Annotated in this window: 15 protein-coding genes and 1 pseudogene; 3 read left to right on the forward strand and 13 right to left on the reverse strand. The window is 66.4% G+C overall.

Annotated features, from left to right (window positions below):
- Positions 1-116 precede the first annotated feature (116 nt).
- Together VJV41_RS26520 and VJV41_RS26525 are read right to left on the reverse strand one after the other, a co-directional pair.
- Complete coding sequence (locus VJV41_RS26520; RefSeq protein ID WP_325338841.1) at positions 117-1307, reverse strand: HNH endonuclease; 1191 nt, start codon at positions 1305-1307, stop codon at positions 117-119.
- Between the two features lie 32 nt (positions 1308-1339).
- Positions 1340-2884, reverse strand: coding sequence for a phospholipase D family protein (locus tag VJV41_RS26525; protein ID WP_325338843.1), 1545 nt, complete (start codon positions 2882-2884; stop codon positions 1340-1342).
- A gap of 98 nt (positions 2885-2982) precedes the next feature.
- On the opposite strand from VJV41_RS26525, the gene VJV41_RS26530 reads away from it, so the two are divergent.
- The 3 genes and pseudogenes from VJV41_RS26530 to VJV41_RS26540 form a co-directional block, all read left to right on the forward strand.
- Complete coding sequence (locus VJV41_RS26530; protein WP_414685063.1) at positions 2983-4167, forward strand: serine hydrolase domain-containing protein; 1185 nt, start codon at positions 2983-2985, stop codon at positions 4165-4167.
- 8 nt (positions 4168-4175) lie between these two features.
- On the forward strand, positions 4176-4901 hold the full coding sequence (locus VJV41_RS26535; RefSeq protein ID WP_325338847.1) for a type 1 glutamine amidotransferase: 726 nt from the start codon (positions 4176-4178) through the stop codon (positions 4899-4901).
- A 102-nt stretch (positions 4902-5003) separates the two neighbouring features.
- Positions 5004-5669 (forward strand): annotated as a pseudogene (locus tag VJV41_RS26540) (phosphoribosyltransferase); the annotation flags it as partial.
- Here VJV41_RS26540 and VJV41_RS26545 read toward each other — a convergent pair.
- The 11 genes from VJV41_RS26545 to VJV41_RS26595 form a co-directional block, all read right to left on the reverse strand.
- Positions 5666-5986: a DUF308 domain-containing protein gene (locus VJV41_RS26545; RefSeq protein ID WP_325338849.1), complete on the reverse strand. Its 321-nt coding sequence runs from the start codon at positions 5984-5986 to the stop codon at positions 5666-5668. The pseudogene VJV41_RS26540 and the gene VJV41_RS26545 overlap by 4 nt on opposite strands.
- 42 nt (positions 5987-6028) lie before the next feature.
- The gene (locus VJV41_RS26550; RefSeq protein WP_325338851.1) at positions 6029-6841 is read right to left on the reverse strand and encodes a DivIVA domain-containing protein; all 813 of its coding nucleotides are present in this window, start codon (positions 6839-6841) and stop codon (positions 6029-6031) included.
- A gap of 227 nt (positions 6842-7068) precedes the next feature.
- Positions 7069-7368: a YggT family protein gene (locus VJV41_RS26555; protein WP_325338853.1), complete on the reverse strand. Its 300-nt coding sequence runs from the start codon at positions 7366-7368 to the stop codon at positions 7069-7071.
- 102 nt (positions 7369-7470) lie between these two features.
- Entirely contained in the window at positions 7471-8118 is a 648-nt protein-coding gene (locus VJV41_RS26560) for a cell division protein SepF (RefSeq protein ID WP_325338855.1), read from the reverse strand.
- A gap of 66 nt (positions 8119-8184) precedes the next feature.
- On the reverse strand, positions 8185-8928 hold the full coding sequence (locus tag VJV41_RS26565; RefSeq protein ID WP_325338857.1) for a YggS family pyridoxal phosphate-dependent enzyme: 744 nt from the start codon (positions 8926-8928) through the stop codon (positions 8185-8187).
- Positions 8925-9632, reverse strand: a complete 708-nt coding sequence (gene pgeF, locus VJV41_RS26570; protein WP_325338859.1) for a peptidoglycan editing factor PgeF — start codon at positions 9630-9632, stop codon at positions 8925-8927. The genes VJV41_RS26565 and pgeF overlap by 4 nt, the downstream gene beginning before the upstream one ends.
- Before the next feature lie 55 nt (positions 9633-9687).
- A complete protein-coding gene (gene ftsZ / locus VJV41_RS26575) occupies positions 9688-10824 on the reverse strand; it encodes a cell division protein FtsZ (RefSeq protein ID WP_325338861.1) in 1137 nt (378 codons plus the stop codon).
- 185 nt (positions 10825-11009) lie between these two features.
- The gene (locus tag VJV41_RS26580; RefSeq protein WP_325338863.1) at positions 11010-11924 is read right to left on the reverse strand and encodes a cell division protein FtsQ/DivIB; all 915 of its coding nucleotides are present in this window, start codon (positions 11922-11924) and stop codon (positions 11010-11012) included.
- Positions 11921-13405, reverse strand: coding sequence for a UDP-N-acetylmuramate--L-alanine ligase (gene murC, locus VJV41_RS26585; RefSeq protein WP_325338864.1), 1485 nt, complete (start codon positions 13403-13405; stop codon positions 11921-11923). The genes VJV41_RS26580 and murC overlap by 4 nt, the downstream gene beginning before the upstream one ends.
- Positions 13402-14499: an undecaprenyldiphospho-muramoylpentapeptide beta-N-acetylglucosaminyltransferase gene (gene murG, locus VJV41_RS26590; RefSeq protein ID WP_325338868.1), complete on the reverse strand. Its 1098-nt coding sequence runs from the start codon at positions 14497-14499 to the stop codon at positions 13402-13404. The genes murC and murG overlap by 4 nt, the downstream gene beginning before the upstream one ends.
- A gap of 70 nt (positions 14500-14569) precedes the next feature.
- On the reverse strand, positions 14570-14783 hold a 214-nt coding region (locus tag VJV41_RS26595), incomplete at its 5' end, for a hypothetical protein (RefSeq protein WP_325338866.1).

A 14783-nucleotide genomic window follows, 5' to 3' on the forward strand; every position in this document is an offset into this window, starting at 1 on the left:
GCTCACGCAACAAGCGCCTCGTCGAGGGAGCACGCACCAACGGCTGGAAACAAGCATTAGGCGCACTGGCCCTGACCTACCCCGAACGAATCAACCCCTACCTGTAAACCAGCCACCTACACAGAAATCTTGACAAGCTCGACGAATTCGGCGGTGTGCACACCGTTTTGATCACCAGTAGTCACCCGCCAGCCCGGTGACTCCTTGACGTAGTTGCACCGCTCACACTCCCCCAACCCATTGACGGCGCTGGTCGGCCCACCGCGAATGCGCGGTGTGGCGTGATCACGATGCCGAATCGGCGCATCACAATACGGAGTGCGACAGGTTCGGTCACGCACGCCGATGAACGTGGCCAACCCCTTGGGAAAGCACCGCGACCGCGACTCCATCCCCACCAACGCACCACTATTCGGATGTCGATAGAGCCGCCGCAGCGTCGCGGCCACCCGCTCATCCACCACCGCATCTTTGACCAGACGCTGCGCCAGCGACGCCGGAATCGGCCCATACCCATCCACGACGGCCGGCGCGTTGTCCTGCCCCCACAACGCTTGATCGGTCATCACCAGATTCAATGCCACCGGTTCGGGCGCCTCGGCCGGCCGGCCCGTGACCCGCTCGAACACCGTGTCGGCCATCACCTGGCCCCGCGACCGATCGTCAAAGGTGGTGTCGGCGGCGTGTTTCAGCGCCGCATACACCCCAACACCCTTGGCCATCGGTAACAACACGGTCACATACGCCATGCAGTCCGGGGCCGGGCGAATCGTCACCCTGCGATCCGCCTCAGCCTTGGCCGCCCGATCCACCACCGCCTGCACGTCCAGCCGCGCGGCGATCTCCTTGGCCGCCGCCGTGATCCGCGCATCCCCCATGCCGACAAGCTTGTCCACGTCGCTGCACAGTTCGGCATCCAGCACCCGGCGGTCCTCCACGGTAAGGCAGGCAGACTCGCGCACAATCAGCGTCGCGCGCCACTCCGACAACGCCCCGCACTCCAGCGCGGCCAGCGTTTGCGGCATCTCGGCCACCAACGCCTTGGCCAACCCCAGATGCCGACCACCCCGCGCCGGGGAATCCCGGCGCGCCAACGCCACCTCACTGGCCACCCCACGGCCCTGCTTACCCGTGGGCACTCCGGCCGCGGCCTCATCAGCCCGACGCTTCTCATCGAGCAGTGCGGCAGCGCGCGCCTGACCCGCCGCCGCAGCCGACTTCACCCGCTCCAACCAATCAATACGCTCGATCAACGCGGCGTCATCGGCACGCGGATCCACCACCGCCAACACCCCGGTATCGAACATATGTACGACTATGCCACGGTCGACTGACAGTTTCACCACTTGCCCGTGAGCCGATCACGATACGACCGTCCGTCGGGGTCATAGATCATTCGGTACGCCGGCCCTGCCCATAACCGGGTGAGCAGGCCAAGGCGTTCTGGCCTGTGCGGTCGCAGCCGGCCCGCCGGCCGAGGACCCGTCCGGCCGGACTCATGCCATGCATCCAACGCCTCTGCCGCGGCCACAATCTCCTGCACCGCCGTCTCGGGGTCGACCAGCCCGCCGTCTTCACTGCCGTCGGCGGCGCGATCTAGATGCTCGCGCAGCAGCCGCAGCCTCAGGTCGCGGCCGAACTCACCATCCGAATCGAGCACAGCACACGACAACTCACTGTCGTGCGTCCACGACCTCCGGTTGAGGTTGTCACTGCCCACACATGCCCAGATGTCGTCGACAACACATGCTTTCGCGTGCACGTACACCGGCGTGCCCTCGGGGTTCTCGACATCGAACACATGCACTCGCTGCGAACTCGCCTCGAAACACGTCTCGAGCGCTTGGCGACGGCCAATCTGGTTCGGCGGCAGAGCAAGCCGACCATCGACGTCGGGATGCCGTGGAATGACGGCGACGAGATGCAGATCCGGGTTATCCCGCAAGGCTTGGGCGAACAGCTGAGCGACCCTCTTCGACCACAGGTACTGGTCTTCGACATAGATCAGCCGCCGCGCCCGCGGCACCACCTTGTTGTAAGCGCGCGCGATGCTGCGTTCACCGTTCGGGGCGAAGTCGTACTCGAAGTGCGCATCGGGATACGTGCGCAACACCTGAACGGCATGGGGTCCGCAGGCCGGTGGATCCGGCGGTTGCGCCGGCAGTTCTCCCGGGGTCAAGTCCGCGCCGCGCAACTTGTCCTGAATCCACGCGATCGGTGAAAGCATGTCCAGCGGTGCCGGATCGTTCCAGCGTTCGCGGAAAGTCACGTCGAGGGCCCCGACGACAGGTCCTTGCACCTTCAATTGCACGTCGTGCCATGCCGGGTGCTCACCGTACTGCTTCGCCATCTTCACTGCCTGCGGATCACCCCGGTGCGAGGCGTCGTCGCGGCGTGAGTGGCACAGGTCGATGCCGCCGGCGAACGCCACGTCGCGCCCCGGCGCGTCCGGGTGCCTGATGACGACGAGCTTCTGGTGATGCGAACCGCCGAACCGGACCCGCTGATCCAGCAACACCTCACCGCCGGCCTGTTCGATCCGCTCCCCGAGATGCTGGTTTTCCTCCTCGCTGTAGGCGAACTTGTCCGAATGTGACCGCCACATCAGACCCTTGACGACGACGCCACGCTCAGCCGCAGAGCTGAACAGCTCGGCGATCGTCGGGCCTTCCTCGCGCATCTTTTCGTCCGGGTCGCCGCGCCAGTCGGTGAAGAACAAGTAGTCGCCGGCACGCATCGCCTCGACTTCGGTAACCAGATGGTCGAAATACGTCGCGCCGTGGATGAGCGGCTCCACCCGGTTGCCGTCACTCCAGGCGGGCAGTTGCGAAGCCGGGTTACCGCGTTCGGCCGTCGTGAGGAACCAATCGGTCAGATAGGGCACGCCACCTGGATACCCACTGCGAAGTCGGAGGATATGCCAAGATCCACCGCATGCCCGTCGTCCGGCGCTTGCTAGCGCTGATCTGTGCCGTTGCCACAATGACCAGCTGCTCCCCCGGAGCGCTGCCTTCCCAGTCACCAACGACCGCCACCGAGAGCGCTAAGGCTGACGCGGTGATGCGCATCGTCCGCGACACGATGGCGCAGGCGCATCTGAAAGCTGTCATCGTCCGGGCGACCATCGCCGGCAAGGAGGTGGTCACCCAGGCCGTCGGCGAATCGATGACCGGAGTGCCCGCGACAACGGCCATGCATTTCCGCAACGGGGCCGTGGCGATCTCGTACGTGTCCACGCTGCTCTTGAAGCTCGTCGACGAGAACAAGGTCAGCCTCGACGACAAGCTCTCGAAGTTTCTGCCCGAGATACCGCACGCCGATCAAGTCACGTTGGGCCAGCTCGCCCAGATGACGTCGGGCTACGTCGACTATGTCATCGGTAACACCGCGATGAACGACGCGCTCTACGCAAACCCGTTCCGGCGCTGGACCGTCCACGACCTACTCGGCTACGCCACCTCTAAGCCGCTGCTATACGAGCCAGGCACCAACTGGAACTACGCCCACACCAACTATGTGCTGCTGGGTCTCGCGCTGGAAAAGGCGACCGGCGAGGAGATGTCGAAGCTGTTGTCCGACAAGGTGCTTCGACCCCTCGGGCTGACCAACACCGTCAACTCGTTGACCCCAGAGATCCCTTCACCGGTCCTGCATGCCTTCACCTCCGAGCGCCGCGCGTTTCTCAAGATTCCCGCTGGTACACCGTTTTACGAAGAATCCACCTTCTGGGATCCGTCCTGGACCATCACCCACGGCGCGATCCAGACGACCAACATCTACGACATGGAGACCAGCGCGGTCGGCATCGGATCGGGCCGGCTGCTGAGCGCCGATTCGTACAAGAAGATGGTGTCCACCGAGCTTCGCGGCAAGACCCACAAACAGCCGGGATGCACGACCTGCGATGAAATGAACGACGTCTACACCTACGGGATGGGCATCGTCATTACCGGCAACTGGCTGGTGCAGAACCCGCTGTTCTCCGGCTACGCCGCGCTGGAGGCCTACTTGCCGTCGCAGAAGATCGCCATCGCGATCGCCGTCACCTACGCCCCCGAGGCGTTCGACGATCAAGGCGATTACAAGAACGAGGCCGACACGGTGTTCCGCAAGGTCGCCGCCGAGCTGGCCCCCGAAGATGCGCCACCCCTGCCGCCACAGAAATAATGTCGACCATGGCGCCGAAGGTTCTGTTCATCCACAACGAACATCTCGCGACCGAAGCACTGCTGGGCGAGGCGTTCACCGAGTGTGGGTTCGACGTCGACACCTTCGAGGTGGTGCCGGCCGAACGCATAGACAGCCCGGCCCGCGACGTCACCTTTCCCGATCCGACCGGATATGACGTCATCGTCCCCCTTGGCGCGCGGTGGCCGGTCTACGACGATGCGCTGCGCCGCACCTGGGTAGGCAGCGAAACGCAAATGCTGCGTGACGCCGCCGACGCCGGGGTGGCAGTGTTGGGCATCTGCTTCGGCGGCCAACTGCTCGCGCAGGCGTTCGGGGGGTCGGTCGGACGATCCTCGACCCCCGAAATCGGTTGGTACGACGTTGATACCGACAACCCGGAATTGGTGCCCGGCGGGCCTTGGTTTCAGTGGCATTTCGACAGCTGGACCCTGCCGCCGGGAGCCACCGAGATCGCCCGTAACGCCAACTCCTCACAGGCGTTCGTGCTTGGCCGCGCCCTGGCGTTGCAGTTTCACCCGGAGATCGATCACGCGCTGCTCGAGCTGTGGCTGGACGACGACCGTGACGGCGAGGTCGCCGGCTTCGGCCTCAGCCACGATGAACTGCGCTCTCGCACCAGCGAACTCGCCGATAGCGCCGGCACACGAATCCGGGGTCTGGTCCGCGGTTTCCTGACCCACGTGGCGCGCCAACCCTGCCCCAGCTCCTAAGGCACGTTCAGCGCCCACATTTCTGGGTATCCATCGCGGGCGTGAATTCCGTCGTAGGCTGGAAATGTTCCCAAATCGAAAACGACTGCGATGAGCGGATGGAGCGGCCTCGCCCGCCGAAATGCGAGGCGCACGTTCCGGGACCGCCGAGAAGCCGGCCAAGTCCTGGCGCACGAGTTGGCGTCCTATCGCGGTCAGGACAACCTTCTGGTGCTGGGCCTGGCCCGAGGTGGCGTGCCGGTCGGCTGGGAGGTCGCCTCGGCGCTGAACGCCCCGCTGGACGTGTTCCTGGTCCGCAAGCTCGGCGTGCCGCAGTGGGAGGAACTGGCCATGGGCGCGTTGGCCACCGGCGGTGGCGTGGTCGTCAACGAAAGCCTGGTGCGCAACCTGGGCATCACCGAGGAACAACTGCAGGCCGCCATCGAGCGTGAAACCGACGAGCTACATCGCCGGGAAACGGCTTACCGTGGTGATCGTCCGCCCGTGGACGTCACGAATAAGACGGTGATCCTCGTCGACGACGGGATAGCGACCGGCGCCAGCATGCTCGCCGCGGTACGGGCGGTACGTGCCGCCGAGCCTGCGCAGGTCGTGGTCGGGGTTCCGGTGGGGCCGCCATCGGCATGCCGACAATTGGCCGAGGAGGCCGACGACGTGGTGTGCGCGACGATGCCGCCGGGGTTCGAAGCGGTCGGGCAGGTCTTCGAGGACTTCCATCAGGTCAGCGACGACGAAGTCCGCGAATTGCTCGCGACGCCAACGGTTTAGCGGCTGTTGCTGTCCTCGTCGTCACGGTGTTCGGTGGTGACGGCGGTGGTTTCGGCTTCGCTCTCCTCGTCGGCCTCCGCAACGGGCGCTTCGTCGGGATAGTCCTCGACGTAATCGGCCTCGGTCTCGGATTCTTCGGCCGGCGATTCGCCCGCGTCACCTTTTGACCGCTCACGCAACGCATCGATGATCAACAGCACTACGCCGATCACGCTGGCGCCGATGCAGACCCACGCGATCAGCTCATTGCTGGTAACAACGGCGGTCACCAGGGCCGCGAGACCTATGACGGCAAGGACGAGCGCAACGATCAGCATTGACCAACCCTAGGTTGAAGACGCTCGGTTTTCGAGCGTTGGCTAGTTGTTACCCCGATTGAACTGACTGAACCCGCCGCCGTCGTTGTTGGCGCTGGAATCGACCGGGGCGGCCGAACCACGCTGGCCGAGCTCCTCGAGCTGGGACTCCAGGTAGGTCTTCAGTCGGGTGCGGTACTCGCGCTCGAAGGTGCGCAGTTGTTCGAGGCGGCCTTCCAGCACCGTGCGCTGCTGGTTGATGGTGCCCATGATCTCGGAGTGCTTGCGCTCGGCGTCGGCCTGCAGGGCGTCGGCCTTCTCCTGTGCCTGACGCAGCTGCGCCTCCGAGCGAGTCTGCGCGTCGGCCAGCATCGCGTCGGCGCGCTGACGTGCCTCTGTGACCGTCGTTTCGGCGGTCTGCCGGGCCTCGCTGACCATGGCGTCGGCCTGGGCGCGCGCGTCGGCGAGCAGCTTGTCGGACTCGGCCTTTGCAGTGCCGGTCAACCGGTCGGCGGTGTCCTGGGCCAGGCTGAGGACCTTCGCGGCCTTCAGATGCTGGTCCTCGCTGACGGGGGCGACAGGCTGGGGCGGTGCCTCGTAGACGGGTTGCGGCGCAGGGGCAGGTTCCGGCTCAGGCTCATAGAGCGGAATGGCCTGCGTCGGCTGGGCGCCGCCGCCACCGGCTCGCGCCGACGACAGCTCCTGATCCAGCTCGGCCACCCGCTGACGCAGGTCGGCGTTCTCTTCGATCAGGCGGGTCAGCTCGTTCTCAACCAGATCGAGAAAGGCATCGACCTCGTCCTCGTTGTAGCCGCGCTTGCCGATGGGCGGCTTGCTGAACGCAACGTTGTGTACGTCGGCTGGTGTCAGCGGCATTGTCTGCCCCCTTGAAGTCTGGACCGTCAACCGATCTCAAAGTGTAGAGCCTTACTGGAACGTAACTGGCGTCCATCCTGTCACACCAGACCCGGCGGTTGCAGGAGAGGTTGATAATTAAGAGCGAATTTCAATCATTCGACAGAGTTCTGGGGCCGAATATCGAACCCGGCAAACGCCCGATGGCGAAGGCCACGATCGCCAAAGCCGCGGCGGGAGGCCGCTTCTCAGGCCGCCGCGTTCGCCGCATTGAATGCCAGTTGCATGCCGATGAAGGCAACGAGCAGCAGCACCATGATCGACAGGTCGAACCGCACCGCACCAATCGTGAGCTGCGGGATGAGGCGCCGCAGCAGCTTCACCGGCGGATCGGTCACCGTCATGATCACCTCGAGGACCACCACCGTCACTCCTTTGGGGTGCCAGTCGCGGGAGAACGAGCGGATGAACTCAACCACGACACGGGCAATCAGCAGCAGCCAGAAGGCGAACAGCACGAAACCCAGGATGTCGAAGAACGGCGCCAACTGAGCAGACCTCACTACGGGCAGATGTGTGTGACTTTGACGACAGCGCTCGCTGCTGGTCAGCGTGAAGCGCGACGCCAGCCTACCTGTCCGCGCTAAGACCTACTGATAGGCGTAGAAGCCGGCCTCCGCGATGCGCCGGCGCTCTTCGGCGCTGACGTCGATGTCTGCGGGTGACAGCAGGAAGACCTTCGTGGCGACCTTGTCGAACGAGCCGCGCAGCGCGAACGCCAGCCCGGCCGCGAAGTCGACCAGGCGCTTGGCGTCGGCGTTGTCCATGGACACCAGGTCCATGATCACCGGGGTGCCATCGCGGAAGCTTTCGCCGATGGTGCGGGCTTCGCTGTAGTCCTTCGGGCGCAGCGTGGTGATCTTCGACAGCGGGCTGCCCGCCTCGAAGAGCTCCGCCATTCGGCGTGGGTCCATCGCAAGAGCACCGCGGGTGGAGCCACGCAGCGCGCCGAACCTCGGTGCCGGCCGGTCGAACTCGCGCGGGCTGCGCAGCCTTGGCTCAAAACGGCCCTCGTCGTGGTAGCCGCCCCGATAGCCAGCCGGGGGTTCGTCGTAGTCGCGGCCCTCGTAGCCGCGACCTGCCCGATCCAGGTAGCCGTCGTCGTCGAAGCGGTCCTCACGGGGACGACGCGAATACCCACGCGATGGGCTGCGATCGTCGTCCTCGTAGTACTCGTCCTCGTAGTCCTCCATCGGCGCCATACCGAAGTAGGCCTTGACCTTGTGCAGTGTGCTCATCGGCGGGACCCTTCTAGTGACTTTGGGCTCTGGTGTCTGTGATGAAGATGTGACTGGAGTGACTACTCATGGTGACGTTAGCGGTCGTTGCCCCAATAGCGCGGTACCGACACGCACACACGTCGACCCGTATTTGACCGCGCTCTCGAGGTCGCTGGACATCCCGGCGGACAGCCCGAGCCGCTGCGGAAAGCTCTGCTGTACGCGCTTGTGCTCGTCGGCCAGCCGCGCGAACGCCTCATCGGGATCGGCACCCACCGGCGGAATCGCCATCAGCCCGACGAACTCCAAACCCGCTGCGGCTTCGACGGTCGCACAGAGCTCGTCGACCCGCTCCGGCTTGCCGACGTCCACGCCGCCCCGACTCTCGTCCCCGTCGAGGCTTATCTGTAGGTAGGTGCGCAGCGGCTCGGTGCGCCGACCCTGGGTCAGCGCCTGGCTTGCGGCCCGGTCCAGCGCACCGATGACCTTGCCACTGTCGACGGAGTGCGTGGCGTAGGCCCAGTCCGCGATCGAGCGCGCTTTGTTGCGCTGGATCCGCCCGACCATGTGCCAGCGAATCGGCGGAGCGTCCGTGATGGCATTGATTTCGGCGGCTTTATTCGACGCTTCTTGTTCGCGGGATTCACCAAATGCGAGGCACCCTAAACGGCTCAGAATAAGTACATCGGTTGCCGGAAAGAATTTGGTAATCGGCAGTAATTCGATTTCATCGACATTTCGTCCGGCCGCTTGGGCCGCACGCGCGAGGCGAGACCGAACGGCGTCGAGCGCTTCGGCTAGTTCGAGCTCGCGGGCGGTCGTGGTCATTCCATCCACACCAACGACGCCAGCCGACCGGTCGGCGCGTCACGCCGATGACTGAACAGGTTGCGGTCGTCCACCGTGCAGCGGGGGTCGACGTCGATCGCGCTGATGCCCAAAGTCGTTAATTGCCTAGCGATTCCGGCCCTCAGGTCCAGCCCGGGCGTGCCGCGCGACGTGGTCGTGCGACTGCCGGGCATGGCGGCCTCGACCTCGGCGGCCATCGCCTCGGGAACCTCGTAGTTGCGCCCGCTGACCGCAGGGCCAAGGAGCACCGAGATGTCCTCGGCATGCGCACCGACGTCCACCATCGCCTCGACGGTGCGGGGCACGATGCCAATCTGGCAGCCGACCCGCCCCGCGTGCACTGCCGCCACGACGCCGGCCCGTGCATCGGCCATTAAAACCGGAACGCAATCGGCGGTTACCACCGCCAATGCCAATCTCGGTGTGGTGGTCACCAATGCGTCGGTTTTGTCGACGGTGCCGCCGGGCGGTTCGTCGACCACTACCACGTGATCGCCGTGCACCTGGTTCATCCAGACGATGCCGTCATCGCCCAACCCGATCGCTTGGGTGAGCCGTTTGCGGTTCGTGGCGACCGCGGCGGGGTCGTCGCCGACATGGTCGCCGAGATTGAAGGTGTCGAACGGCGGCGCCGAGACGCCGCCCGCGCGGGTGGTGGTCACGCGCCGTATACGAGCGGTCACGGTGTGAGGTTATGGCGTGATGAGCCCCTTGGGCGAAGAGCATCAAGCACGCGGGTCAGTGGCGCATGAAGGGCGGCACGTCGACATCGTCATCGTCGTCACCGCCGATGCTCACCGTCGAGCCATTGGTGTGCACAGGCACGCTGACGGCGTCGGCCGGCTCGAACATCGGTGAAGTCACCTTGCCTGCCTTGCCGGGTGCGATCGCCTGAGCGCCCGCCCCGACAACGGGCTTTCGGCTCGGGCCGCTGGCCTCGAAGCCCGCGGCGATGACCGTGACGCGGACCTCGTCGCCGAGCGAGTCGTCGATCACGGTGCCGAAGATGATGTTGGCTTCCAAGTGGGCGGCTTCCTGCACCAGCGACGCGGCCTCGTTGATCTCGAACAGGCCGAGGTCGCTTCCACCGGCGATCGACATCAGGACGCCCTGGGCGCCTTCCATCGACGCCTCAAGTAGCGGGGAGTTGATGGCGATTTCGGCGGCCTTGAGCGCGCGGCCGTCGCCGCGAGCGGAGCCGATGCCCATCAGCGCCGTGCCGGCTCCGCTCATGATGCCTTTGACGTCGGCGAAGTCGACGTTGATCAGACCCGGTGTGGTGATCAGATCGGTGATGCCCTGCACGCCATTGAGCAGCACCTCGTCGGCGCTGCGGAACGCGTCCATCAACGACACCGCGGCGTCGCCCATCTGCAGCAGCCGATCGTTGGGGATGACAATCAGGGTGTCGCAGCTTTCTCGCAGCGAGGTGATGCCGTTCTCGGCCTGGTTGCTTCTGCGCTTGCCCTCGAACGAGAACGGCCGGGTCACCACGCCGACGGTCAGCGCGCCGAGCTTGCGGGCGATGGTCGCGACGACGGGCGCACCGCCCGTGCCGGTGCCGCCGCCCTCGCCCGCGGTGACGAATACCATGTCGGCGCCGCGCAGCAGCTCCTCGATGTCGTCCTTGGCGTCCTCGGCCGCCTTGCGTCCCACCTCGGGATCCGCGCCGGCGCCCAGGCCGCGGGTGGAGTCACGACCGACGTCGAGTTTGACGTCGGCGTCGCTCATCAACAGCGCCTGCGCGTCTGTGTTGATGGCGATGAACTCCACGCCCTTGAGGCCCTGCTCGATCATCCGGTTGACGGCGTTGACGCCGCCGCCGCCGATACCGACCACTTTGATGACGGCGAGGTAGTTGTGCGGGGGGGTCATGATCGCCTTCCTCCCTGGTGGACATCTGGTGGCGGATCCCCTGGCAAACCCTCAACCTCAACCATAGGCTTAGAGTTATGTCAAGTTGTTTCGCGCAACCAGAACGGTAGGGCGACCGCGCGGCCTATCCATGCAGGCGCGCCGACGCGTCCGTCAAGAATTTCTCGTATTTCTGGGCCGTCGGACTACTTGACCGTCGGCAAATCCGGGCTCGACACGTCGTAGGTACGGCCGGGCTGGGTCAGCAGCGCACCCAGTTTGAGCGCCTTCTCGTCGGTGCGGTCGGTCGTCCCCCAGACCACGGTGCGCCCGTCGATGAGCTGCAAGGTGATCGACGCGACCGACGGCGCGGCGACGCGGGCCACCTGGCCGGCCACCTCGGGCCGCAGCGCGGTCATCACCTGCAACGCGGCCTTGGTCGGCGCATCGCTGGGCCCGGGATTGTCGGCGTCGAGGTACGGCACGCCCTGCGGCGGCGGCGCGGTCGCGAAATCCACACCGTCCTTGTCGAACAGGTGCGGGCCGTCGGGATAGTCCTTGACCACCACGGGCACCCGCTCGATCACGGTGACCCGCAGCGTCGACGGGTACTGCCGCTGCACGCGTGCGCTTGCCACCCGCCGGATCGCCGCGACCCGCTCGGCGACGGTGTCGGTGTCGACCTGCAGCAGAGGCGTGCCGGGCTTCACCGCGGCCGCTGTGACGACCTCGTCCTGAGTCACCACCGCCAGCCCGGTGACGACGATGTTGCGTGCCGCCATGATCGGCGTGAAGTACAGCAACAGACCGAGGCCGACGACAACGACGCTGACCAACGCGGACCACATCAACACCTTCAGGCCTCGAACCACCGCGCGCGCGGGTCGTTTCGTCTCTTCAGAGGGTCCGCCCAGCGCACGGCGCTTGGCCTCCCTCCGGGCGTTTTCGATCGCGGTGGCGCGGGCCTGAGCGGCGCGTCTTTCTTCGCGTTCCCGACGCGCTCGCCGCCGCGGGCCCTCGAAGTCGTCGTCGGCAGCAGCCGGCGGCGTCGGTTCTTCCGTCGCGGCTTCCGCCGAGACTTCGAGGGCTTCGCCGGTGTTGGTGTCCTTGGGCTCGGTCATCGGCATGCCGTCCCGGACCGTCCCGGCGCGCTGCGGTTGGCCTTCACCTGCAGTGCGGTCAGGATTTCGTTGCCGAGGATGGTGACATCACCCGCACCCATGGTGGTGACGACGTCACCGGGATACGCGGCCTCCGCCACCTTTTCGGCGACGGCGGAGAAGTCCGGCACATACGTGACGGGCACGGTGACGTTGTCGGCGACGGTCGCCCCGCTCACACCGGCGATCGGCTGTTCGCGTGCCGCGTAGACATCGAGGACGAACACCTCGTCCGCGGAGTCCAGCGCCTGGCCGAATTCGCGAGCGAAAGTCTTTGTGCGGGAATACAAATGGGGCTGGAACACGACGATCGAACGACTTTTCCCCGCCACCGTTCGCAATGTGCTCAGGTTGGCATGAACCTCGGTCGGGTGGTGCGCGTAGTCGTCGAACACCCGCACGCCGTTGGCGGTGCCGACCAGCTCCAATCGGCGGCGCACACCCTCGAACCCGGCCAGCCCGTCGAGCACGGTGTCCGGCCGGGCGCCGACCTCCACCGCCGCCAGTAGCGCGCCGAGCGCGTTGAGCGCCATATGCCTGCCCGGCACCGCGAGCCGCATCACCCGTGGGTGCTGCTCGCCCTGCAACTGCACGTGCGCGACGGCCCCGGTGCCCTGCTGCTCCCAGTCCAGCAGCGTGGCTGCCAGCCCAGCGGTGGAGTCGCTGCCATACCGCAGCACCCGGATACCAAGCGCGGCAGTGCGTTCGGCGAGTGCGGCGGCGCCGGGATCGTCGGTGCACACCACAAGCGCGCCACCGGGTTGAATGCGGTCGACGAAATCGTCGAACACCGCACGGTAGGCCTCTACGCTGCCGAAGAAATCGAGATGGTCCGCCTCGATGTTGGTCACCACCGCGACGTCGGGGGTGTATTCCAGCAGCGACCCGTCGCTCTCGTCGGCCTCGGCTACGAAGCACTCGCCGCTGCCGTGGTGTGCGTTGGTGCCGGCCTCGCCCAGATCGCCGCCGACGGCGAACGATGGGTCAAAGCCGCTGTGCTGCAACGCCACGATGAGCATCGATGTCGTCGTGGTCTTACCGTGCGTACCGGTGACCATTAGTGTCGTGCGGCCGGCCATCAGCTTGGCCAGCACCACCGGACGCAGGATCACGGGGATACCGCGGCGGCGCGCCTCGACCAGCTCGGGGTTGGTCTTCGGAATGGCCGCGTGCGTGGTGACGACGGCGGTCGGTCCGCCGGGCAACAGGTCCAGCGAAGACTCGTCGTGCCCGATCCGGATGGCCGCGCCGCGGGCGCGCAATGCCACCACACCCCGCGACTCCTTGGCGTCCGAACCCGACACCTGGCCGCCGCGGTCAAGCAGGATGCGGGCGATGCCCGACATACCCGCTCCCCCGATGCCGACCATGTGCACCCGCTGCAGCTCATCGGGCAGAGCCTGATGTCGCCGGCCTTCCGGCTCCGGTGAATTGCCGTTCATCGCTTGGACTTTCGTGCGCTTCGGGCGACGTCGAGCGCGACCTCGGCGACGCGCTGGGCGGCGTCGCGGTGTCCTGCCAGGGCCGCGGCCGCCGTCATTGCCTGCAGCCGCGCTCCGTCGTTGAGCAGCCCGTCGGCCGTGTCGGCGACGAAGGACGGGGTGAGATCGATGTCGTCGACGACGAGGCCTCCGCCGGCGTTGACCACCGGCAGCGCATTCAGGCGTTGTTCGCCGTTGCCGATCGGCAGCGGCACGTACACCGCCGGCAGACCGACCGCTGTCACCTCGGCCACCGTCATCGCCCCGGAGCGGCAGACGGCGATGTCCGCGGCGGCGTAGGCCAGGTCCATCCGGTCCAGGTACGGCACCGCGACGTACGGCGGATCGCCGTCGGCCGGTTCGCGAAGATTCAGCGTGTTCTTCCGGCCGTACGCGTGAAGCACCGAAATTCCAGCCGCTGCAAGGTCTTTGGCGGCGGCAGCCACGGCCCGGTTGATCGACTGGGCGCCTTGGGATCCGCCGAACACCAGCAGCACCTTGGCGTCGTCGGCGAATCCGAAGTGTGCACGCGCCTCTGCCCTCAGCGCCATCCGGTCTAACGACGTGATCGCCGCGCGCACGGGCACGCCGACGACCTCGACGCGCCGCAGCCCTGGATTTTCGACCGCCGACAGCACACGCTTCGCCGATCGCGCTCCCACCCGGTTGGCCCAGCCCGCACTCGCGTTGGCTTCGTGGACGACCACGGGGACTCGGCGGCGGGCCGCAAGGTAAGCCGGTAGCGCGACGTAGCCGCCGAACCCGATCACCACGTCGGCTCCGACGTCGTCGAGCACCGCCCGGGTCTCCTTGACCGCGCGCCGCACCCGCATCGGCAGCCGGACCAGGTCACCTGAGGGCTTACGCGGCAGCGGCACCGGGGTGATGAGTTCCAGGTGGTAGCCGCGCTCGGGTACCAGGCGCGTTTCCAGGCCCCTCTGGGTGCCCAGGGCGGTGATCCGCACATCCGGGTCGATGGCCCTCAGTGCGTCGGCCACGGCCATCGCCGGTTCGACGTGCCCCGCCGTCCCACCGCCGGCAAGGACCACGGAAATGTTCCCCCGGTCGTCCCCCTGCCCTTCGGGCGGGCGGTGCCCCCAGCGCTCGCCCCCGGGGAGCTCCGACCTATTCACCCGTAACGCTGACCTTCCAGTGCGCGAGCCCGCCGGCCCCTGTCATGTCGACCTTCTCCATGATGCCCTGAGCGCCGCACCGCCCGGTCGGCCGGATGGGGTTTGCGTCGTTGGTCCTTGACTGGCTTGCGCGCCGGTTGGTCGCGCCGGCTCGGCCGGCGTGGCTTCGCAGGAGTCGGCTTGTCCGACCGCGTGCGCAGCCGGTC

It is taken from the genome of Mycobacterium sp. (genome assembly GCF_035274705.1).
Lineage (GTDB): Bacteria > Actinomycetota > Actinomycetes > Mycobacteriales > Mycobacteriaceae > Mycobacterium.

What these genes read in the sequence shown, in the direction of transcription:
- VJV41_RS26520 (WP_325338841.1), bottom strand. Translation starts at nt 1,307, where the DNA reads ATGTTCGATACCGGGGTGTTGGCGGTGGTGGATCCGCGTGCCGATGAC.
- VJV41_RS26530 (WP_414685063.1), top strand. Translation starts at nt 2,983, where the DNA reads ATGACCAGCTGCTCCCCCGGAGCGCTGCCTTCCCAGTCACCAACGACC.
- VJV41_RS26535 (WP_325338847.1), top strand. Translation starts at nt 4,176, where the DNA reads ATGGCGCCGAAGGTTCTGTTCATCCACAACGAACATCTCGCGACCGAA.
- VJV41_RS26545 (WP_325338849.1), bottom strand. Translation starts at nt 5,986, where the DNA reads ATGCTGATCGTTGCGCTCGTCCTTGCCGTCATAGGTCTCGCGGCCCTG.
- VJV41_RS26550 (WP_325338851.1), bottom strand. Translation starts at nt 6,841, where the DNA reads ATGCCGCTGACACCAGCCGACGTACACAACGTTGCGTTCAGCAAGCCG.
- VJV41_RS26560 (WP_325338855.1), bottom strand. Translation starts at nt 8,118, where the DNA reads ATGAGCACACTGCACAAGGTCAAGGCCTACTTCGGTATGGCGCCGATG.
- VJV41_RS26565 (WP_325338857.1), bottom strand. Translation starts at nt 8,928, where the DNA reads ATGACCACGACCGCCCGCGAGCTCGAACTAGCCGAAGCGCTCGACGCC.
- ftsZ (WP_325338861.1), bottom strand. Translation starts at nt 10,824, where the DNA reads ATGACCCCCCCGCACAACTACCTCGCCGTCATCAAAGTGGTCGGTATC.
- VJV41_RS26580 (WP_325338863.1), bottom strand. Translation starts at nt 11,924, where the DNA reads ATGACCGAGCCCAAGGACACCAACACCGGCGAAGCCCTCGAAGTCTCG.
- murC (WP_325338864.1), bottom strand. Translation starts at nt 13,405, where the DNA reads ATGAACGGCAATTCACCGGAGCCGGAAGGCCGGCGACATCAGGCTCTG.